General features: G+C 72.0%; 18 protein-coding genes. 10 read left to right on the top strand and 8 right to left on the bottom strand.

From position 1 onward, the window contains the following. Nucleotides 1–38 precede the first annotated feature (38 nt). A complete protein-coding gene (locus tag Q5694_RS33275; protein WP_333937250.1) occupies nt 39–971 on the bottom strand; it encodes a Ppx/GppA phosphatase family protein in 933 nt (310 codons plus the stop codon). A gap of 71 nt (nt 972–1,042) precedes the next feature. On the opposite strand from Q5694_RS33275, the gene Q5694_RS33270 reads away from it, so the two are divergent. Further along, complete coding sequence (locus Q5694_RS33270) at nt 1,043–1,870, top strand: hypothetical protein (RefSeq protein ID WP_333937249.1); 828 nt, start codon at nt 1,043–1,045, stop codon at nt 1,868–1,870. A 13-nt stretch (nt 1,871–1,883) separates the two neighbouring features. Here the strand turns inward: Q5694_RS33270 and Q5694_RS33265 are convergent, their stop codons facing one another. Then, a complete protein-coding gene (locus Q5694_RS33265) occupies nt 1,884–3,608 on the bottom strand; it encodes a BACON domain-containing protein (protein ID WP_333937248.1) in 1,725 nt (574 codons plus the stop codon). A gap of 196 nt (nt 3,609–3,804) precedes the next feature. Here Q5694_RS33265 and radA point away from each other — a divergent pair, with 196 nt between their 5' ends. Further along, nucleotides 3,805–5,214 (top strand): DNA repair protein RadA, encoded by a 1,410-nt coding sequence (gene radA / locus Q5694_RS33260; RefSeq protein ID WP_333937247.1) that lies wholly within the window; start codon nt 3,805–3,807, stop codon nt 5,212–5,214. 80 nt (nt 5,215–5,294) lie between these two features. Beyond that, the gene (gene disA / locus Q5694_RS33255; protein WP_333937246.1) at nt 5,295–6,419 is read left to right on the top strand and encodes a DNA integrity scanning diadenylate cyclase DisA; all 1,125 of its coding nucleotides are present in this window, start codon (nt 5,295–5,297) and stop codon (nt 6,417–6,419) included. Nucleotides 6,420–6,607: 188 nt separating this feature from the next. Here the strand turns inward: disA and Q5694_RS33250 are convergent, their stop codons facing one another. Further along, a complete protein-coding gene (locus Q5694_RS33250; protein WP_333937245.1) occupies nt 6,608–7,459 on the bottom strand; it encodes a hypothetical protein in 852 nt (283 codons plus the stop codon). 633 nt (nt 7,460–8,092) lie between these two features. On the opposite strand from Q5694_RS33250, the gene Q5694_RS33245 reads away from it, so the two are divergent. From Q5694_RS33245 to cseC, 5 genes are all read left to right on the top strand, one after another. Then, nucleotides 8,093–9,034 (top strand): A/G-specific adenine glycosylase, encoded by a 942-nt coding sequence (locus tag Q5694_RS33245; RefSeq protein WP_333937244.1) that lies wholly within the window; start codon nt 8,093–8,095, stop codon nt 9,032–9,034. Nucleotides 9,035–9,328: 294 nt separating this feature from the next. Then, nucleotides 9,329–9,868 (top strand): SigE family RNA polymerase sigma factor, encoded by a 540-nt coding sequence (locus Q5694_RS33240; RefSeq protein WP_311689083.1) that lies wholly within the window; start codon nt 9,329–9,331, stop codon nt 9,866–9,868. Beyond that, nucleotides 9,856–10,509 (top strand): hypothetical protein, encoded by a 654-nt coding sequence (locus tag Q5694_RS33235; protein ID WP_333937243.1) that lies wholly within the window; start codon nt 9,856–9,858, stop codon nt 10,507–10,509. The genes Q5694_RS33240 and Q5694_RS33235 overlap by 13 nt, the downstream gene beginning before the upstream one ends. 118 nt (nt 10,510–10,627) lie before the next feature. Beyond that, a complete protein-coding gene (gene cseB, locus Q5694_RS33230) occupies nt 10,628–11,329 on the top strand; it encodes a two-component system response regulator CseB (RefSeq protein ID WP_333937242.1) in 702 nt (233 codons plus the stop codon). 7 nt (nt 11,330–11,336) lie between these two features. After that, nucleotides 11,337–12,686, top strand: a complete 1,350-nt coding sequence (gene cseC / locus Q5694_RS33225) for a two-component system sensor histidine kinase CseC (protein WP_333937241.1) — start codon at nt 11,337–11,339, stop codon at nt 12,684–12,686. Between the two features lie 28 nt (nt 12,687–12,714). Here cseC and Q5694_RS33220 read toward each other — a convergent pair whose 3' ends face one another. The 3 genes from Q5694_RS33220 to Q5694_RS33210 all read right to left on the bottom strand — a co-directional run bounded on the left by Q5694_RS33220 (nt 12,715) and on the right by Q5694_RS33210 (nt 15,523). Next, complete coding sequence (locus Q5694_RS33220) at nt 12,715–13,161, bottom strand: VOC family protein (RefSeq protein ID WP_333937261.1); 447 nt, start codon at nt 13,159–13,161, stop codon at nt 12,715–12,717. 62 nt (nt 13,162–13,223) lie between these two features. After that, nucleotides 13,224–13,670, bottom strand: a complete 447-nt coding sequence (locus Q5694_RS33215) for a helix-turn-helix transcriptional regulator (RefSeq protein ID WP_333937240.1) — start codon at nt 13,668–13,670, stop codon at nt 13,224–13,226. A gap of 254 nt (nt 13,671–13,924) precedes the next feature. Continuing rightward, complete coding sequence (locus Q5694_RS33210) at nt 13,925–15,523, bottom strand: MDR family MFS transporter (RefSeq protein ID WP_333937239.1); 1,599 nt, start codon at nt 15,521–15,523, stop codon at nt 13,925–13,927. 122 nt (nt 15,524–15,645) lie between these two features. Here Q5694_RS33210 and Q5694_RS33205 point away from each other — a divergent pair, with 122 nt between their 5' ends. Beyond that, nucleotides 15,646–16,242 carry a TetR/AcrR family transcriptional regulator gene (locus Q5694_RS33205; RefSeq protein ID WP_333937238.1) on the top strand — a complete coding sequence of 199 codons (597 nt, stop codon included), beginning with the start codon at nt 15,646–15,648 and terminating at the stop codon, nt 16,240–16,242. A 22-nt stretch (nt 16,243–16,264) separates the two neighbouring features. Here the strand turns inward: Q5694_RS33205 and Q5694_RS33200 are convergent, their stop codons facing one another. Further along, nucleotides 16,265–16,960 carry a M23 family metallopeptidase gene (locus Q5694_RS33200; RefSeq protein WP_333937237.1) on the bottom strand — a complete coding sequence of 232 codons (696 nt, stop codon included), beginning with the start codon at nt 16,958–16,960 and terminating at the stop codon, nt 16,265–16,267. 439 nt (nt 16,961–17,399) lie between these two features. Here Q5694_RS33200 and Q5694_RS33195 point away from each other — a divergent pair, with 439 nt between their 5' ends. Further along, complete coding sequence (locus Q5694_RS33195) at nt 17,400–18,041, top strand: HAD family acid phosphatase (protein ID WP_333937236.1); 642 nt, start codon at nt 17,400–17,402, stop codon at nt 18,039–18,041. 66 nt (nt 18,042–18,107) lie between these two features. Here the strand turns inward: Q5694_RS33195 and Q5694_RS33190 are convergent, their stop codons facing one another. After that, a complete protein-coding gene (locus Q5694_RS33190) occupies nt 18,108–20,633 on the bottom strand; it encodes an ATP-dependent Clp protease ATP-binding subunit (protein ID WP_333937235.1) in 2,526 nt (841 codons plus the stop codon). Nucleotides 20,634–20,794 lie beyond the last annotated feature (161 nt).

Below are 20,794 nucleotides of genomic sequence, written 5' to 3'. Positions count from 1 at the left end.
TCCGTTCCTCCCGTGCGCTCCGTTCCCCGCGGGGGCCGCTACGCGGTCTCCATGTGGTCCAGCTTGCGCAGGATCACGCCCTCCCTGAGGGCCCAGGGGCAGATCTCCACGCGCTCCACGCCGAACAGGTCGAGTGCGGCTTCGGCCACCAGGGCGCCCGCCAGCAGCTGCCCGGCACGGCCCTCGGACACCCCGGGCAGCTCGGCGCGCTCGCGCCCGGTCATCCCGGCCAGCCTCGGCACCCAGCCCTCCAGCGACTCCCGCTTCAGCTCGCGCTGCACGTAGAGGCCCTCGGCGGAGCGGGCGGCGCCGGCGATGCGGGCCAGCTGCTTGAAGGTCTTGGAGGTGGCGACCACGTGGTCCGGGGCGCCGAGGCGGCTGAACTCGCCGACCGTGCGGGCGATCTCGGTGCGCACGTGGCGGCGCAGGGCCCGCACGTCGTCGGAGCCGGGCGGGTCGCCGGGCAGCCAGCCGGCGGTGAGGCGCCCGGCACCCAGGGGCAGCGAGGCCGCCGCGTCGGGCTCCTCGTCCATGCCGTAGGCGATCTCCAGGGAGCCGCCGCCGATGTCCAGGACGAGCAGCTTCCCGGCCGACCAGCCGAACCAGCGGCGGGCGGCGAGGAAGGTGAGCCGCGCCTCCTCCTCACCGGTGAGGACCTGCAGCTCGACGCCGGTCTCGCTGCGCACGCGCGCGAGGACGTCGTCGGCGTTGCGGGCCTCGCGCACGGCGGAGGTGGCGAACGGGAGCATCTCCTCGACGCCCTTGTCCTCGGCGGCCTGCAGTGCCCCGTGGACGACCGCGACCAGCCGGTCGACGCCGTGGGGGCCGATGGCGCCGTCCTCATCGAGGAGCTGGGCCAGGCGCAGGTCCGCCTTGTGCGAGTGCGCGGGCAGCGGGCACGCGCCGGGGTGCGCGTCCACCACCAGCAGGTGCACCGTGTTCGAACCCACGTCGAGGACACCGAGTCTCATGTAGGGCACGCTACTGCCCACCCGGCCGTCCGCCGTCCTCGGTGCGGGCACCCGGCCCGTACCCTGGAGGCGTGCCAAAGACGAAAAAGGCCAAGCGCGACAAATCACCTGGCGTCGCGGTCCCCGACGAGCAGGGCCTCGACTTCGCCCGCGCGTGGGTGGAGTTTCCCGATCCGGCGGACGAGGAGCAGGTGTTCCGCTGCGATCTGACATGGCTGACCTCTCGCTGGAACTGCATCTTCGGCAGCGGCTGCCAGGGCATCCAGGCGGGCCGCGCGGACGACGGGTGCTGCACGTTGGGTGCCCACTTCTCGGACGAGGACGACGAGAAGCGCGTCGCCGAGCATGTGGCCAGGCTCACGCCGGACATCTGGCAGCACCACGCCGAGGGCACGCGGGGCGGCTGGGTCTCCGAGGACGAGGACGGCGACCGGCAGACCCGGCCCTTCGAGGGCTCCTGCATCTTCCAGAACCGGCCGGGCTTCCCGGGCGGCATGGGCTGCTCGCTGCACATCCTCGCCCTCAGGGAGGGCCGCGAGCCGCTGGAGACCAAGCCGGACGTGTGCTGGCAGCTTCCGGTGCGCCGGACGTACGAGTGGATCGACCGGCCCGACGACACGCGCGTGCTGCAGGTGTCGATCGGTGAGTACGACCGCCGCGGCTGGGGCCCGGGCGGGCACGACCTGCACTGGTGGTGCACCTCGGCGACCTCGGCGCACGGCGCGGGCGAGCCCGTCTACGTCTCCTACCGGCCCGAACTGATCGAGCTGATGGGCAAGGCCGGCTACGACCGGCTGGTCGAGCTGTGCGAGCAGCGGCTGGCCGCGCAGTTGCCGATGCTGGCGCCGCACCCGGCGGATCCGGCGCCACCGGCGCCCCCGGCCGGACCGGTGGCCTGACGGGGCGGCGCCCTCAGGACGTGGCCGGGCTCGGGTCACCGCTGTCGGACGGCGGGGGCGTCGAGCCCGCCGGCTCGGTGGGGGTCGGGTCCGTCGGGGTCGGGGTGGGGTCCGGGCCGGAGGACGGCGGCGGGGTCGTCGGGGTCGGGTCGGGGTCCGGGGCGGAGGTCGTCGGGGTCGGGTCGGGCCGGGTCGAGGGCTCGCCGCCCGGTCCGCCGGGGTGGGTCCCGGGGCCGGAGGGGCTGGGCGCGGTGCCGTAGCCGCCGATGTGCACGACCGCGCCGGCCGGTGCGATCGCCACCCGTGCCTGCCAGGCGCCGGCGGGCTCGCGCAGGTGGTCGACGTACACCCGGATCGTCACCGACTGGCCGGGGCGGAGCGTGCCCGAGGACCGGCTGAGGTAGAGCCAGTCGGCTCCGGTGGAGGCGGACCAGCTCACCGTGGCCGGGCCGGTGGCGGTCAGGGTGATCAGGGTGGTGTCGCCGCTGTTGTCGGCCGTCACGTCCAGGGCGCTCTCGCGGCCCGCGCCGGCGACGCCGACGACCTCGACGGAGACGTCGGCCTTGCCGTCCTCGCCGAAGCGGGGACCGGGACGGGTGCTCGCGTTGCCGGCGTTCTCGTAGCCGCCGCCCGCGATCTCGCCGTCCATGCCGTACGGGTCGTCCGCCTCGCTGGCGGAGGGGGAACGTCCGTCCTGCCCCTCCCCGACCGGGGTGCCGCGGTAGGCCGCCCACAGGGCGAGCACGGGGGCGGCCACGACGGTGGCCACGACGGTCGTGGTGACGGCACGCGCGCGCAGGCGGTCCCGCCGGGCGGCGTGGTCCTTGGGGTCCATCGGGAAGCCGCGCCGGTCGAAGCGCGGTGCGTCGCCCCGCGTGCGCGAGTGGTGGGCCATGGCGACGTGCAGGGCCGCGCGGGGCGCCGCGAGGACGGGCAGTTCGGCCGGCGTGACGCTGGTGCCGGGCCAGCGGCCGGGGATGGCGCGCTCGGCGGTACGGCGGCAGCGCGGGCAGTCGTCGACGTGCCGGACCAGTTCGCGGCGCAGGGTCGTGCCGAGGACGAGCCGGTCGTCGCCGACGAGGTGGGCGACGCTGGGGCAGGTCCCCGTCTCGACGACGGCGAGGGCCGCACGCGTGCGTTCCACCTCGCAGGCCGCGGAGGCGAGCAGGTCGCGCGTGGCGGTCACGTCACGGCCGAGGACGGCGGCGACCTCGTGAGCCGAGAGGTGGTGGCGCACGGCCAGTTCGAGCGCCTCGCGCTGCTCGGGGGTGGTGCCGGCGGCCTCCGGCCAGGCCAGCTGGGCCAGTTCGCGGCGGCGCTGCTCCTGCACCTCCTCCGAGGGGGCCGGCGCGGCCGGGCGCTCGGCGTGCTGCCGGCCGGAACGGCCCGCCGCGTGGCTGCTCTGACGTTTCTGCTTGGCCTCGGCCAGCTTGCGCAGGCACGCCCAGCGGGCCAGCGCGTACAGCCAGGCCCGGCGTTCGGCGGGCGCCTCGGGCACGTGCCGGCCGCGGCGCTCGGCCAGGGCGAGGACGTCGCCCAGGGCGGCGGTCGCGGCGTCGTGGTCGCACAGCACGGACAGGCAGTAGGTGAACAGGCCGTCCAGGTAGGGCTCGTAGCGCGCGGGCGGCCGCTGCGCCAGCGTGCGCGCCGCCCCGCGGTCACGCGCTTCCCGGTGCGCCCTGTGTGCGCCGGTACTGCGGGCCGAGCGGGTCGAGATCTCCGGAGTACTGCTCATCATTCGGCGACCGTAGGGGGCCGGGAGTGGCACCTTCCGGTGGCTTGAGCACATTTAATCCGTACGGGTGAAACGATCCCTCAATCGGGGACAGGAACGGTTCGTTCCGCCGCCGGCGAGGGGTGGCGGGGCCCTGGCGCGCAGGTCGCCCGGGCCGGCCGGTGCCGCGATGTCAGTGGCGGCGGTTACGGTTCCGTCCATGGCTGCCCGTACGAAATCCACCAAGGACCGCCCGTCCTACCGCTGCACCGAGTGCGGCTGGCAGACGGCCAAGTGGCTCGGCCGCTGCCCCGAGTGCCAGGCCTGGGGGACGGTCGAGGAGTACGGCACGCCCGCGGTCCGCACGACGACGCCCGGGCGGGTCACCACCTCCGCCCTCCCCATCGGCCAGGTCGACGGCCGCCGGGCCACCGCCCGCACGACCGGCGTGCCCGAGCTGGACCGCGTGCTCGGCGGCGGACTGGTGCCGGGCGCGGTGGTGCTGGTGGCGGGCGAGCCGGGGGTGGGCAAGTCGACGCTGCTGCTGGACGTGGCGGCCAAGTCGGCCAGCGACGAGCACCGCACGCTGTACGTCACGGGCGAGGAGTCGGCCAGCCAGGTCCGGCTGCGCGCCGACCGCATCGGCGCGATCGACGACCACCTCTACCTGGCGGCCGAGACGGATCTCGCGGCGGTGCTGGGCCACTTGGACGCGGTCAAGCCCTCGCTGCTGATCCTGGACTCGGTGCAGACGGTCGCCTCCCCGGAGATCGACGGCGCCCCGGGCGGCATGGCCCAGGTGCGCGAGGTCGCGGGCGCCCTGATCCGCGCGTCCAAGGATCGCGGCATGTCCACGCTGCTGGTGGGCCACGTCACGAAGGACGGCGCGATCGCCGGTCCGCGCCTGCTGGAGCACCTGGTCGACGTCGTCCTGCACTTCGAGGGCGACCGGCACGCCCGGCTGCGGCTCGTGCGGGGCGTCAAGAACCGCTACGGCACCACCGACGAGGTGGGCTGCTTCGAACTGCACGACGAGGGCATCACGGGCCTGGCCGACCCCAGCGGACTCTTCCTCACCCGTCGGGCCGAACCCGTCCCGGGCACCTGCCTGACCGTCACCCTGGAGGGCCGCCGCCCCCTGGTCGCCGAAGTGCAGGCGCTCACGGTCGACTCGCAGATCCCCTCCCCGCGCCGCACCACCTCCGGCCTGGAGACCTCCCGCGTCTCGATGATGCTCGCGGTGCTGGAACAGCGCGGACGGATCAGCGCCTTGGGCAAAAGGGACATCTACTCCGCGACGGTCGGCGGGGTGAAGCTCTCGGAGCCCGCCGCGGACCTGGCCGTGGCGCTCGCGCTGGCGAGTGCGGCGAGTGACACACCTCTCCCCAAGAACCTGGTGGCGATCGGAGAGGTGGGCCTGGCCGGAGAGGTGCGGCGGGTCACAGGAGTGCAGCGCAGGCTGGCAGAAGCCCACCGTCTGGGCTTCACGCACGCCCTGGTCCCGGCCGATCCGGGCAAGGTCCCGGCGGGCATGAAGGTTCTGGAAGTCGCGGACATAGGGGACGCCCTGCGCGTCCTTCCCCGGTCCCGTCGCCGAGAGGCCCCGCGGGACGAGGAGGGTCGCCGGTAGACTTTGCCCTGGTCTCGCCCGTCCGTGCGAACCAAGCGTGCGACACGGGGGCGCCCAGAACCTGCGACCGGAGGAGTGCAGTGGCAGCCAACGACCGGGCAGCAGCTCCCGGAAAGTCCGGTGGGAGTGCCGGTACCGATGGCCTCATGCGCGCCTCTCTGAGCGCCGTGGCACCGGGTACCGCCCTGCGTGACGGCCTGGAGCGGGTGCTCCGGGGCAACACCGGCGGGCTCATCGTGCTGGGCTCCGACAAGACCGTCGAGGCGCTGTGCTCCGGCGGCTTCGTGCTGGACGTCGAGTTCACCGCGACCCGCCTGCGCGAGCTGTGCAAGCTCGACGGCGGCATCGTGCTGTCCTCGGACCTGTCGAAGATCCTGCGCGCGGGCGTGCAGCTGGTCCCCGACCCGACCATCCCCACCGAGGAGACCGGCACCCGGCACCGCACCGCGGACCGCGTCAGCAAGCAGGTGGGCTTCCCGGTCGTCTCGGTCTCCCAGTCGATGCGGCTGATCGCCCTGTACGTCGACGGCCAGCGCCGCGTCCTGGAGGACTCGGCGGCGATCCTGTCGCGCGCGAACCAGGCGCTGGCGACCCTGGAGCGCTACAAGCTCCGCCTCGACGAGGTCGCGGGCACGCTGTCCGCGCTGGAGATCGAGGACCTGGTCACGGTCCGGGACGTCTCGGCGGTGGCGCAGCGCCTGGAGATGGTGCGCCGCATCGCCACGGAGATCGCCGAGTACGTGGTGGAGCTCGGCACCGACGGCCGGCTGCTGGCGCTCCAGCTGGACGAGCTGATCGCCGGCGTGGAGCCCGAGCGCGAGCTGGTCGTGCGCGACTACGTCCCCGAGCCCACGGCCAAGCGGTCCCGCACGGTCGACGAGGCGCTGTCCGAGCTCGACGCGCTGACCCACGCCGAGCTGCTGGAACTGCCCACGGTGGCCCGGGCGTTGGGCTACACGGGCTCGCCCGAGACGCTGGACTCGGCGGTGTCCCCGCGCGGCTTCCGCCTGCTGGCCAAGGTGCCGCGGCTGCCCGGCGCGATCATCGACCGCCTGGTGGAGCACTTCGGGGGCCTGCAGAAGCTGCTCGCGGCGAGCGTCGACGACCTCCAGACGGTCGACGGCGTGGGCGAGGCCCGGGCCCGCAGCGTCCGCGAGGGCCTGTCCCGGCTGGCGGAGTCGTCGATCCTGGAGCGGTACGTCTAGGACGACCGGCAAAGCCCGAGGGCGGTACCCCTGACCAGGGGTACCGCCCTCGGTGCAGCCGGTCCCGGGTCCGGCGGTTGCCCGCGCCCCGCTCCGGACGGCAGGTCCTGAGGCCTGGCTGACAATTCCCTCCTGCCTCGCGACGCCAGGCCGCCCTCCGGGCGACGGCGGGAATCGTCAGACAGGCCCTAGTCGGCCGAGAGGACGAAGGACGTCTGCACCTTCGCGAAGCCCGGCGCCTTCGCCTCGACCAGGTAGGTGCCCGGCTTGGCCGAGCCGGCCGGAGGCGTGGCGCACTCGGCGGCGCTCGGCTTGCGGTTCCACTTCACGGTGTAGGTGATGCTGCTGTCCGAGGGGACCCGGAACAACTGGCGCGCCGCGGACCGGGGGCAGTCCTTCGAGGACCAGTAGTCGTCGTCGCTGTCGGCCTGCGAGATCGTGAACACCGCGTTCTCCGGCCCGAGATCGATCTTGCAGTCGTTGCCCGAGACGTTCCGCGCGGTCAGCAGGAACGTGGGCGTCTGCTCGGGGTCGTAGGTGTTGTGGCGGCTGCGCAGGCTCAACTTCACCGCGCTCGCGGTGCAGTTGGGCAGGGTGGATCCGGCCGGCAGGGTGTCGCCCGCGCCGACGCCCGTCGCGGCACCGCCCCCGGAACCGCCCGCGCCGCCCGCGCCTTCGGACCCGCCGGAGCCCGAACCGGAACCGCCGCCCGAGCCCTCACCGGAACCGCCGCCCGAGCCGTCCCCGGAGCCGCCTCCGGACCCGGCGGAGGAGCCGCCCGAGCCCGTGCCCGGCGACTCGTCGCGCCCGCCGGGCGCTTGGCTGATCGCCGGGCCGGAACCGGACGGGCCGGGCGTGATGGAGGGCGCGGGATTCTTGCCGTTGGCACCGTTGTCGTCCCCGTCGCCGCCCCCGCCGCCCATGGACACGATCCAGGTGATCAGGAGCGCCAACAGGGCGACCACGGACACGAGTACGGCCCTCCGACGCCAGTAGATGGAGGAGGGAAGCGGCCCGACCGGATTGCGCAGAGATCCCACGGCGCAAACCTTACGAGAGTTCGGCGTGTTCACCCGTCACACCCGCCGTTCGGACCGCAACTTTTCCGGATCATCATTCCGGAACTCCCGTTGCCACCCCCGTGTTTCGCCGGGCGCAGGGGACGATGGTCACCGAGTGTGATGATGTCGGCGCTTCACCTACCGTGTGTGATCGCGGACTTGAGGGCATCCCGCTTCGCGATTGCGGCCCTTGCACCTCTGGCCAAGGCGGAGGCGTCCGGGCCCGCGACGCCCAAGTCCCGTGACCGCGCTCGGGTGTTCGTGACGCGGCGCGCGAGGACGCCGGACTCGACGGGGCGGACGACGAGTTGCTGCGCCGGTCCGCGATCCGGTCGAGGTGCGACGGCGCCCGGGCCGCCCGCGGCGCGAGCGGTGCTCGGGACGCCGCGCGCCGGCCGCGCCGGGCGGACCGCACCGCGACCGCGACCCGCCGGCACGGGGTGGAGCGGAACGGTCCGGCGACCGGCCCGCCCCCACTCGGCACCGGGGGGAACCGGGCGGGACGCCGCCGCGCCGGGTGGAGCCGGACCGGTACCGGTCGTCGGTCCGCCGTCGCCCACAGGGTGGCGGTGCGCCCCGATCGGTGGCCCCGCGTGGCACCATCGGAAGGCCATGACTGCTCCCACGAAGCCCCCGCACCCCGTCCCCTCCCCCACCGGCCCGGTCCCCGTGGCGCCCGTCGGCGCGGACCTGCACTCCCCCGTCATCGACTGGTTCGACGAGAACGCCCGCGACCTGCCGTGGCGGCGCCCCGAGGCCGGGGCGTGGGGCGTGATGGTCAGTGAGTTCATGCTCCAGCAGACGCCGGTGAGCCGCGTGCTGCCCGTCTACGAGCAGTGGCTGGCCCGCTGGCCGCGCCCCGCCGACCTGGCCAAGGAGGCGCCCGGCGAGGCCGTGCGCGCCTGGGGCCGGCTCGGCTACCCGCGCCGCGCGCTGCGGCTGCACGGCGCCGCGGTCGCCATAACGGAACGGCACGGCGGGGACGTGCCGGCCGATCACGCGCAGCTGCTGGGCCTGCCCGGCATCGGCGAGTACACGGCCGCCGCCGTCGCCTCCTTCGCCTACGGCCAGCGCCACCCGGTGCTGGACACCAACGTGCGCCGGGTCTTCGCCCGCGCGGTCACCGGGACGCAGTACCCGCCCAACGCCACCACCGCCGCCGAGCGGAGGCTGGCCCGCGCGCTGCTGCCCGAGGACGAGCCGACCGCCGCGCGCTGGGCCGCCGCCTCGATGGAGCTGGGCGCCCTGGTGTGCACCGCGAGGAACGAGTCCTGCCACCGCTGCCCGATCGCCGCGAGCTGCGCGTGGCTGCTGGCGGGCAAGCCGGCGCACGACGGGCCGCCGCGCCGGGGCCAGACGTACGCGGGCACCGACCGGCAGGTGCGCGGACGGCTGCTCGCCGTGCTGCGCGAGGCGCACGGCCCCGTTCCGCAGACGGCCCTGGACCGGGTGTGGCAGGAGCCGGTGCAGCGGGCCCGCGCCCTGGACGGCCTCGTCGCCGACGGCCTGGTGGAGCCGATGCCGGGCGGGTTGTACCGGCTGCCGCTGACCTGACGCCACAGGCGGGGTCGCAGGGGCGGGTCGTCGACACCGTGGACGTCACAGCGTTCCGGGTGGACAAATCGCCCCATACCCTTCCCAACTCCCCCGCGTCTTTACCCCGTTCCGACTTCCGTTACACAACCGACGGACAGCCGAGCGCTGGCCGCAGGCTGCTTCGGACAGTGCCGTGACAAGGCCTCCGTACCTTCGGTTGCGTTCCCGGAAGACCCGGGACGACTGAGGACCACAGGCAGTGCACGGGCGGCGGGGAGCCGGCCCGAACGGGGAAACGGGAGGCGGTTCACCATGGCGCAGGGCGAGGTGCTCGAGTTCGAGGAGTACGTCCGCACCCGGCAGGACGCGCTGCTGCGCAGCGCCCGACGCCTGGTCCCGGACCCCACCGACGCGCAGGACCTGCTCCAGACGGCGCTGGTGCGCACGTACGGCCGCTGGGAGACGATCGAGGACAAGCGGCTGGCGGACGCCTACCTGCGCCGGGTGATGATCAACACCCGGACCGAGTGGTGGCGGGCGCGGAAGCTGGAGGAGGTCCCGACCGAGCAGCTTCCGGACGCCTCGGTCGACGACTCCACCGAACAGCACGCGGACCGCGCCCTGCTGATGGACATCCTGCGGGTGCTCGCCCCGAAGCAGCGCAGTGTCGTGGTGCTGCGACACTGGGAGCAGATGTCCACGGAGGAGACGGCCGCCGCCCTCGGCATGTCGGCCGGAACGGTCAAGAGCACGCTGCACCGGGCGCTCGCCCGGCTCCGCGAGGAGCTGGAGTCCCGCGATCTGGACGCACGCGCGCTGGAGCGTGAGGAGCGGGAGCGGTGCGCGGCCTGACCGGCGGGGGTTCTGCACGGACCCGGGGCGGAGTCCAGGCGGTGGGCACGGCACTGGCCGTGCCCACCGCCCTCGCCCTTTTGGTGTCGGGGTGCGGGGCCGGCGGGACCGGCGCCCGCGACGAGGGCCCGGCGCACGCCGACTCGGTCGCGGGCGCCGCCGCGAGCCCCTCGGCCGAGCCGTCGAGGACACCGGACGCGGTGAACGCCGTCAGGCTCGTCAAGGACGACCCGCAGGTCGCCCCCGAGGTGAAGCGCGACCTCAAGCCGTGCGTCGCCGACGAGTACCCGGTCGACGTCTCCTACGGCAACCTCACCGGCGGATCGGCCGAAGACATCGTGGTCAACGTACTGACCTGCGGTGACGCGGTGGGTGTGGGCAGTTACGTCTACCGCGAGCAGGACGGCGCGTACAAGAATGTCTTCAAGGCCGAGGAGCCGCCGGTCTACGCGGAGATCGACCGCGGCGACCTGGTGGTGACCAAGCAGGTCTACGAGCGGGGCGATCCGCTGTCGAGCCCGTCCGGCGAGAACGTGATCACCTATCGGTGGGCGTCCGGCCGGTTCGACGAGAAGTACCGCACGCACAACGACTACGGGAAGGTCGCCGGCGACAGCGCGACACCGGTACCGGCGAGCTGACGCCGGGCGGCCGCTCGGATCTCCGGCCGGGCTGCCTGCCGGTGAACGCGGCGCACGGCCCGTGCGTCCCAGCCAAGAGAAGCACCCCACGCCACCACGAAGGACTGAGAGCACCGGGATGGCAGACCAGACCCACGTCCTGTTCGTCGAGGACGACGACGTCATCCGCGAGGCCACGCAGCTCGCCCTGGAACGGGACGGCTTCGTGGTCACGGCCATGCCCGACGGGCTGTCGGGCCTGGAGGCGTTCCGGGCGGACCGCCCCGACATCGCGCTGCTGGACGTCATGGTGCCCGGACTCGACGGGGTCAGCCTGTGCCGCCGCATCCGGGACGAGTCCACGGTGCCGGTCATCATGCTGTCGGCGCGCGCCGACTCCATCGACGTGGTCCTGGGCCTGGAGGCGGGCGCCGACGACTACGTCACCAAGCCGTTCGACGGGGCCGTGCTGGTCGCCCGGATCCGCGCGGTGCTGCGCCGCTTCGGCCACGCCGGCGGCGACCGGTCGGCGGACCCGGCCGGCCCGGCCGATGGCGGGATGCTGACCTTCGGGGACCTGGAGGTGGACACCGAGGGCATGGAGGTGCGCCGGGCCGGGCGCCCGGTGGCGCTGACGCCGACCGAGATGCGGCTGCTGCTGGAGTTCTCCTCCGCGCCCGGCACGGTGCTCTCCCGCGACAAGCTGCTGGAGCGGGTGTGGGACTACGGCTGGGGCGGGGACACCCGCGTGGTCGACGTCCACGTGCAGCGGCTGCGGCAGAAGATCGGCCAGGACCGGATCGAGACGGTCCGCGGCTTCGGTTACAAGCTGAAGGCCTGAGCGGGGTATGAGGGGGCACTTCCGGCGGCTGGTCGCCGCGGGCCTGGAGCGCGCGGGGATCCGCACGGGTCTGAGATGGAAGCTGAGCGCGGCCATCGCGCTGGTCGGGGCGCTGGTCGCCGTCGCGCTGAGCCTGGTGGTGCACAACGCCGCCCGGGTGTCCATGCTGGACAACGCGCGCGACCTCGCCGACGAGCGCATCATGATCGCCCAGCGGAACTTCGAGCTGTCGGGGCGGATGAACTTCCCCAACACGAAGATCAACGACCCGGCCCTGCCGCCGGAGCTGCGCGAGCGGGTCGAGGCGGGCCAGCGGGCGACGTACGTGGCCGACCGGCCCGGTGACGTGCCCGACATATGGGCCGCCGTGCCGCTGAAGAACGGGCAGGTGATGTCGCTGCACTCGGGCTTCACCGACCGCAGTTCCGACATCCTGCAGGACCTGGACCAGGCCCTGCTCATCGGGTCCATCGCGGTCGTCCTCGGCGGCAGCGCGCTCGGGGTGCTGATCGGCGGGCACCTGTCCCGGCGGCTGCGCAAGGCGGCCGTCGCGGCGAACCAGCTCGCGGGCGGCGGGACGGACGTGCGGGTGCGGGACGCCATGGGCGGGGTCGTCCGGGACGAGACCGACGACCTGGCGAGCGCGGTGGACGCCATGGCGGACGCCCTGCGCCAGCGCATCGAGGCCGAGCGGCGGGTCACCGCCGACATCGCGCACGAGCTGCGCACCCCGGTGACCGGGCTGCTGACCGCCGCGGAACTGCTGCCGCCCGGCCGCCCGACCGAGCTGGTGCTGGACCGGGCCAAGGCCATGCGCACCCTCGTCGAGGACGTGCTGGAGGTGGCCCGGCTGGACGGCGCCTCGGAGCGGGCGGAGCTGCAGGACCTGATGCTGGGGGAGTTCGTCGCCCGGCGGGTGGCGGCCAAGGACCCGGGCATCGAGGTGCGGATCGTGCACGAGTCGGAGGTCACCACCGATCCCCGGCGGCTGGAGCGCGTGCTGTTCAACCTGCTGGCCAACGCGGCCCGGCACGGCAAGCCGCCCATCGAGGTCACCGTCGAGGGCCGGGTCATCCGGGTCCGCGACCACGGGCCGGGCTTCCCCGAGGACCTGCTCGCCGAGGGGCCGAGCCGCTTCCGCACCGGCAGCGCGGACCGGGCCGGGCACGGGCACGGCCTGGGCCTGACCATCGCGGCCGGTCAGGCCCGGGTGCTGGGCGCCCGGCTCACCTTCCGCAACGTCCGCACCCCGGGTGCCCCGCAGGACGTACGGGCCGAGGGCGCGGTGGCGGTGCTGTGGCTGCCGGAGCACGCGCCGACCGACACCGGCAGTTACCCGATGCTGCCGGCCCCGTAGGACCTGTGCGGGCGGCCGGTCCTGCCGCTCAGCAGGACCAGTCCTGGTCCATGTCGAGGCCGCCCTCGCGGGGCTGGGTGAAGGAGAACCAGTTGCCCGAGTCGTCGCGGAACAGCGCTTCCGTGCCGTAGGGACGCTCCTGCGGCTCCTGGAGGAACTCCACGCCCCGGTCCTTGAGCTTCTCGTAGTCGCCGTGGATGTCGTCGGTGGTCAGCACGCCCGCGCCGAGCGCCCCCTTGGTCACCAGCTTCCTGAGCATCTCGGCGGACTCCGGGTCCATCGCGGGTCCGCCCGGCACCATCAGGGTGAGCTCGACGTCGGGCTGGTTCGGTGAGCCGACGGTGAGCCAGCGCATGCCGCCCTCGCCCATGGTCATGTCCGTACGGACCTCCAGACCCAGCTTCTGCGTGTAGAACTCCTTGGCCCGGTCCTGGTCGAGGACCCAGACGGTCGAGATGGCGAGACCCTTGATCATGGCGCGCTCCTGCTGCTCCGCGGTGAATGCTGCTTGCCCTGCCACGGTAGGCAGCGGGTCCGTCAGCCCGCTTCTCCGGAATTGCGCTCCTTGCGGGGACCGGGCGCGGTGCCGGGGCCGGAGCGGAATCCGCCCGCCCAGAGCATCGCGTAGCAGCCGGGTATCAGGGCGGCTCCGCGACCGACGTGCTCGGCGCGGTACTCGCTCGGGGTCAGCCCGGTCCAGGCCTTGAAGCGCGCCGAGAAGGTGCCGACGCTGCTGAAGCCGACCAGGTGGCAGATCTCGGTGACGGTCAGGTTGGCCGTGCGCAGCAGGTCCTCGGCCCGCTCGATACGGCGGTGGGTGAGGTACTGGCCCGGGGTCTCGCCGTAGGTCTCCTTGAAGGCACGGATGAAGTGATACCGCGAGTAACCGGCGTGGGCGGCCACGGTGTCCAGGTCGAGGCCGGGGTCGGCCCAGTCCCGGTCCATGGCGTCCTTGGCGAGCCGCACCTGCCGCGTCCTGTCCATGCGACCGATGGTGACACGGGGGTCCGACAACGCCCTGGGCACCGCCCCCGTCGCGCACGGCGCGGCGAAGGCCCCGGGGAGACACATCCCCGGGGCCTTCGCCGGTGCCGGTCGGCCTGCCCGTCGGCCGGTCGGCCACGCTCCGGTCGGCCGACGCGTCGACCGGCCGGGCGGGCGGCCCCGCACCCGTTGCCCGGTCCCCGGCACGGTTGCCGTCCCACCGGGGACCGACCGCCGGCCGGGCCGCCGATCCGTCAGAGCGCCTCCGCCAGCGGTGCCTGGGGGGCCGGGGCGTCCGGCTTCTCGTCCTGCGGGGCCTTCGGCCCGGCTCCTCGCAGCGGGACCTCCGTGACGAACACCGCCGCCGCCAGCGAGAGCACGGCGATCACGGCGCCGAGCAGGAACGCGGAGTGCGTACCGGCCGCCACGGCGTGCTGGTACGCCTCACGCACCGCCTCCGGCAGCTTCGCCAGGCTCGCCTGGTCCAGCTGGGCGGACTGCTCGGTCACCTCGGAGCCGAGCGCCCCGGCCCGCTCGGCCATGACGTCGTGGACCCGGTTGTTGAACAGCGCGCCCATGATCGCGACGCCGAAGGAGGAGCCCAGCGTGCGGAACAGCGTCGTGGACGAGGACGCGACGCCCATGTCCTTCATCTCCACGCTGTTCTGCGCCACCAGCATGGTGATCTGCATCAGGCAGCCCATGCCGAGGCCGACCACGGCCATGAAGACGCCGGAGGTCAGCCGGGAGGTACCGGTGTCCATCGTGGACAGCAGATAGAGCCCGACGATCATCAGCACGCTGCCGACCACCGGGAAGACCTTGTACCTGCCGGTACCGGTGGTGACCCGCCCGGCGACCATGGACGTCACCAGCATCGCGCCGAGCATCGGCAGCAGCAGCAGACCGGAGTTGGTGGCGCTGGCTCCCTGCACGGCCTGCTGGTAGAAGGGCAGGAACAGCGTCGCGCCGAACATCACGAAGCCGGTGATGAAGCCGATGAGCGACATCAGCGTGAAGTTGCGGCTGCGGAAGATGTGCAGCGGCACCACCGGCTCCGCCGCCTTCGTCTGCCAGAACACGAACCCGACCAGCGCGGCGACCCCGATGCCGATGAGCTCCATGATCCGCGCGGAGTCCCAGGCGTACTCCGTGCCGCCCCAGGTGGTGACCAGCACGATCGCGGTGATGCCGACGGTGAGCAGCACGGCGCCCAGGTAGTCGATCCGGGCCTGCGCCCGCTTCTTCGGCAGGTGCAGCACCGCACTCACGGCGACCAGGGCGACCACGCCGAGCGGCAGGTTGATGTAGAAGGCCCAGCGCCAGCCCCAGTTGTCGGTGATCGTGCCGCCGACCAGGGGGCCGCCGATCATGGCCAGCGCCATGACGCCGGCCATCATGCCCTGGTACTTGCCGCGCTCCCGGGGCGGGATCAGATCACCGATGATCGCCATGACGCCGACCATCAGACCGCCGGCGCCCAGACCCTGCACGGCGCGGAAGCCGATCAGCTGGCCCATGTCCTGGGCCATGCCGCTGAGGGCCGAGCCGATCAGGAAGATGACGATGGACGACAGGAACGTGCCCTTGCGGCCGTACATGTCGCCGAGCTTGCCCCACAGCGGGGTGGAGGCGGCGGTGGCGAGCGTGTAGGAGGTCACGACCCAGGAGAGGTGCTCCAGTCCGCCCAGCTCCCCCACGATCGTCGGCATCGCCGTACCGATGATCATGTTGTCGAGCATCGCGAGCATCATCGCGATCATGAGCGCGAGCAGGACGACCCGCACGCTCCTCGGTTGCCCGCCCCCGCCGTCGGCGGCGAGCGCCGATGGTGTGTCCGTCGTGTCCGCCATCGCTTCCCACTCCCCCAGCTACTGCTACTTACTTGCCGACCGGCTAGTGAATACACTGGGAAGCTAGCGGCGCACTAGCCGGTCGTCAAGTAAGTTTTCTGGAAAGCGAGCGGCGTAGGAGGATGGGCGGCACCATGGACGGCACCAAGCAGCGGCGCCGCGGGGACACCCGCCGGCGCATCCAGGACGTGGCCCTCGACCTCTTCGCGGAGCAGGGCTACGAGAAGACGTCCCTGCGGGAGATCGCCGAGCACCTGGACGTCACCAAGGCGGCGCTCTACTACCACTTCAAGACGAAGGAAGAGATCCTCGTCAGCATCTTCGAGGACCTCACCCAGCCCATCGAGGACCTGATCGACTGGGGTCGGCAGCAGCCGCACACCCTGGAGACCAAGCAGGAGATCGTCCGCCGCTACGCCGACACGCTGGCCCAGGCGGCGCCGCTGTTCCGCTTCATGCACGAGAACCAGGCGACGGTGCGCGAGCTGCGCATCGGCGAGTCCTTCAAGGAACGCATCCGCAGCCTGCGCGACATCATCGTCGACCCGGACGCGGACCTGGTCGACCAGGTGCGCTGCGCGAGCGCCATCTTCACGCTGCACGCCGGGATGTTCCTGCTCCAGGACATGGGAAACGACCCCGAGGAGAAGAGCAGAGCCGTCCTCGAGGTCGCCACGGACCTGGTGACCCAGGCCCACCGAGGAGCGGCGAGCTCCTAGCGGGCCTGGCCGGTCACACGGATCAGACCTTCACGCCCTTGGCGCGCAGGAACTTGACCGGGTCGATCGCCGAGCCGTAGTTCGGGGTCGTGCGGATCTCGAAGTGCAGGTGCGGACCACTGGAGTTGCCGGTGTTGCCGGACCGCGCGATCTCCTGGCCGGTCTTGACGATCTGGCCGATGTGCACCTTGACCTTCGACAGGTGGGCGTACTGGGAGTACGTGCCGTTGCCGTGCTTGATGACGACGGCGTTGCCGTAGGCGGGGCCGTCGCCGGCGCCGTTGCCGCCGGCCTTGACGACCGTGCCGCCGTGGGCGGCGACGACCTGGGTGCCGCTCGGCACGGCGAAGTCCTGACCGCTGTGGGTGGACTGCCACATGCCGCCGTTCTGGGCGAAGCTCGCGGAGAGCTTGTACTTCTTGACCGGGTCGACCCAGGAGGGCGCGGCCTTCTTGGCGGCGGCCTTCTTCGCGGCCGCCTTCACGGCGGCGGTCTTGGCGGCCTTCTCGGCCTTGGCGGCCTCGGCCTTGGCGGCCTTGGCCTGGGCGGCGGCCTGCGCCTGGACGGCGGCGGCGGCACCGGACGCGGCCGTGGTGTCGGCGGCGGACGCGACCCCGGCCCCCAGTGCGACCGAGACACCGAGGCCGGCGGCCAGCACGGTCGCACGGGTGCGGAGCTGGGACGTACGGGAAGAACGGGACGTGACGCGCTGGGACATCGAAACCTCGTGTGGAAGGGGACGGAGAAAACCACCCGGCGCACAGTCGCTCGCCGAATGGCCATCCCTTGGTAACCCGAAGTCCGACAAAGCCCCAAAAGCGTGATCTACGGCCCAAGTTAGTACTTTGGCAGCGTGTTCCAGGTCTCTTGACACAGCTCCCATTCGGGACAAATACCGGCACCAGCCCGTCTTCGGCCCGCAGGAGGGGCGAAGAATCCCTTTCGTCCCGGTCACTTGGCCACTATTCCGGCTAGTAACGGACATATCGCCTGTGCGGCATGTCACCGGGGGCCCACTTCGGCCATTCGGGAAATGTGGCGTACGCCTCTATGCGCCTACCGTCCGGTAACCCTACGGTTCCCCTCGCGCCACCCTCGCGCACAAGCATGCACACGACATGTTGGCAGCGTCACGGACGTGAGAGGACCCCCACGACATGCAGATCCGACGCCCCTGGTTGCGCCGCGCATCAGTGTCCGCCGTCTCGGCGGCCGCCCTCGTGGCGATGGCCGCACCGGCCGACGCCACGACCGCCGACCGGGCCTCCACCGCCACCGCAGCCGCCACCGCGGCCGCCGCGGCGGACGTCGACTACGGCACCTGGCAGAGGGACTGCCAGGCCGTGATGGACCAGGCGCTGCCCTATCTGAAGCAGCGGATCGCGGCGACCGAGCCGGGCGAGAAGCAGGCCATCGTCTTCGACATCGACAACACGACGCTGGAGACCGACTTCGGCTTCAGCTACCCCCAGCCCGCCAACGAGCCGGTCCTGGAGGCCGCCAGATACGCCCAGGAGCGCGGCGTCGCGCTGTTCTTCGTGACCGCCCGCCCGGACATCGTCTACGCGTTCACCGACTACAACCTCAAGCACGCCGGCTACCGGGTCTCCGGACTGTACGTCCGCAACTTCATCGACCTGTTCAAGAACGTCGCGGACTACAAGACGGCCCAGCGCGTCTCGATCGAGAAGAAGGGCTACACGATCATCGCGAACATCGGCAACAGCGCCACCGACCTCTCCGGCGGCCACGCCGAGAAGACGTTCAAGCTGCCCGACTACGGCGGGCAGCTGTCGTAGGGGCCCGGACACGCGGAAGGGGCCGGTGCCTTTCGGCACCGGCCCCTTCTCGTCAGGCCGTGACGCTTACGCGTCCTTGCTCAGGTTCGGACCGGTGCCACCGGCCGCCTGCTCGATCGGCGGGACGTCCGGCAGGGCCGACTTCTCCTCGCCGCGGAAGGTGAAGGTCTTGGCCTCGCCCTCGCCCTCCGTGTCCACGACCACGATGTGACCGGGACGCAACTCGCCGAAGAGGATCTTCTCCGACAGCGAGTCCTCGATCTCGCGCTGGATGGTGCGGCGCAGCGGACGCGCACCCAGCACGGGGTCGTAGCCCTTGCGGGACAGCAGCTCCTTGGCGGACTGGGAGAGCTCGATGCCCATGTCCCGGTCCTTCAGGCGCTCGTCCACCTTGCCGATCATCAGGTCGACGATCTGGAGGATGTCGTCCTGGCTGAGCTGCGGGAAGACGACCACGTCGTCGACGCGGTTGAGGAACTCGGGCCGGAAGTGCTGCTTGAGCTCGTCCTGGACCTTGTTCTTCATGCGCTCGTAGTTGGTCTTCGTGTCGCCCGAGGCCGCGAAGCCCAGGTTGAAGCCCTTGGAGATGTCCCGGGTGCCGAGGTTGGTCGTCATGATGATGACCGTGTTCTTGAAGTCCACGACCCGGCCCTGGGAGTCGGTCAGGCGACCGTCCTCCAGGATCTGCAGCAGCGAGTTGAAGATGTCCGGGTGGGCCTTCTCGACCTCGTCGAAGAGGACGACCGAGAACGGCTTGCGGCGCACCTTCTCCGTCAGCTGGCCGCCCTCCTCGTAGCCCACGTAGCCGGGGGGCGAACCGAAGAGGCGCGAGACCGTGTGCTTCTCGCTGAACTCCGACATGTCGAGGGAGATCAGCGCGTCCTCGTCACCGAAGAGGAACTCGGCGAGCGCCTTGGACAGCTCGGTCTTACCGACACCGGACGGGCCGGCGAAGATGAACGAGCCACCGGGACGCTTGGGGTCCTTCAGACCGGCACGCGTACGGCGGATCGCCTTCGACAGCGCCTTGACGGCGTCGTTCTGGCCGATGACCCGCTTGTGGAGCTCCTCCTCCATGCGCAGCAGGCGGGAGGACTCCTCCTCGGTGAGCTTGAAGACGGGGATGCCGGTGGCGGTCGCGAGGACCTCGGCGATCAGCTCGCCGTCGACCTCGGCGACGACGTCCATGTCGCCGGCCTTCCACTCCTTCTCGCGCTTGGCCTTGGCGGCGAGGAGCTGCTTCTCCTTGTCGCGCAGGGACGCGGCCTTCTCGAAGTCCTGCGAGTCGATCGCGGACTCCTTGTCCCGGCGGACGCCGGCGATCTTCTCGTCGAACTCGCGCAGGTCCGGCGGCGCGGTCATCCGGCGGATGCGCATCCTCGATCCGGCCTCGTCGATCAGGTCGATCGCCTTGTCCGGCAGGAAGCGGTCCGAGATGTACCGGTCGGCCAGCGTGGCGGCCTGGACCAGCGCCTCGTCCGTGATGGAGACGCGGTGGTGGGCCTCGTACCGGTCGCGCAGACCCTTGAGGATCTCGATCGTGTGCGGCAGGGACGGCTCCGCGACCTGGATGGGCTGGAAGCGGCGCTCCAGGGCCGCGTCCTTCTCCAGGTGCTTGCGGTACTCGTCCAGCGTGGTCGCACCGATGGTCTGCAGCTCACCGCGCGCCAGCATCGGCTTCAGGATGGAGGCCGCGTCGATGGCGCCCTCGGCGGCACCCGCACCGACCAGCGTGTGCAGCTCGTCGATGAACAGGATGATGTCGCCGCGGGTGCGGATCTCCTTGAGCACCTTCTTCAGGCGCTCCTCGAAGTCACCGCGGTAGCGGGAGCCGGCGACGAGGGCGCCGAGGTCCAGGGTGTAGAGGTGCTTGTCCTTGAGGGTCTCGGGCACCTCGCCCTTGACGATGGCCTGGGCGAGGCCCTCGACGACGGCGGTCTTGCCGACGCCGGGCTCACCGATCAGCACCGGGTTGTTCTTCGTACGGCGGGACAGCACCTGCATGACCCGCTCGATCTCCTTCTCGCGCCCGATGACCGGGTCGAGCTTGGACTCACGAGCGGCCTGGGTGAGGTTCCGGCCGAACTGGTCGAGGACCAGGGACGTGGAGGGGGTGCCCTCGGCAGGACCACCGGCGGTGGCGGTCTCCTTGCCCTGGTAACCGGAGAGCAGCTGGATCACCTGCTGCCGCACGCGGTTCAGATCTGCGCCCAGCTTCACCAGGACCTGGGCGGCGACGCCCTCGCCCTCGCGGATCAGGCCGAGCAGGATGTGCTCCGTGCCGATGTAGTTGTGGCCCAGCTGAAGGGCCTCGCGGAGCGACAGCTCCAGGACCTTCTTGGCACGGGGGGTGAAGGGGATGTGGCCGGACGGGGCCTGCTGGCCCTGGCCGATGATCTCCTCCACCTGCTGGCGGACCGCCTCGAGCGAAATCCCGAGGCTCTCAAGGGCCTTGGCGGCGACACCTTCACCCTCGTGGATCAGGCCCAGGAGGATGTGCTCAGTGCCGATGTAGTTGTGGTTGAGCATCCGGGCTTCTTCCTGAGCCAGGACGACAACCCGCCGCGCGCGGTCGGTGAACCTCTCGAACATCGTTAATCGCTCCTCAGAGCGGTCAGGCAGTGGGGGGAACTTCCCCTCCCTGTCCTTCCGCAGCTTAGTCCCGCAAGCGGGGACCGCTCATTCCAACTGCCGACACCGTCCTTGGCCTCCTGACCCCGAACGCCGACATCTGCTCCAACCCGATGGTGCGA

The organism is Streptomyces sp. AHA2, from assembly GCF_036857595.1.
GTDB lineage: Bacteria > Actinomycetota > Actinomycetes > Streptomycetales > Streptomycetaceae > Streptomyces.
The sequence above is the reverse complement of the archived record's forward strand: the minus strand, read 5'-3'. Positions and strand labels throughout refer to the sequence as shown.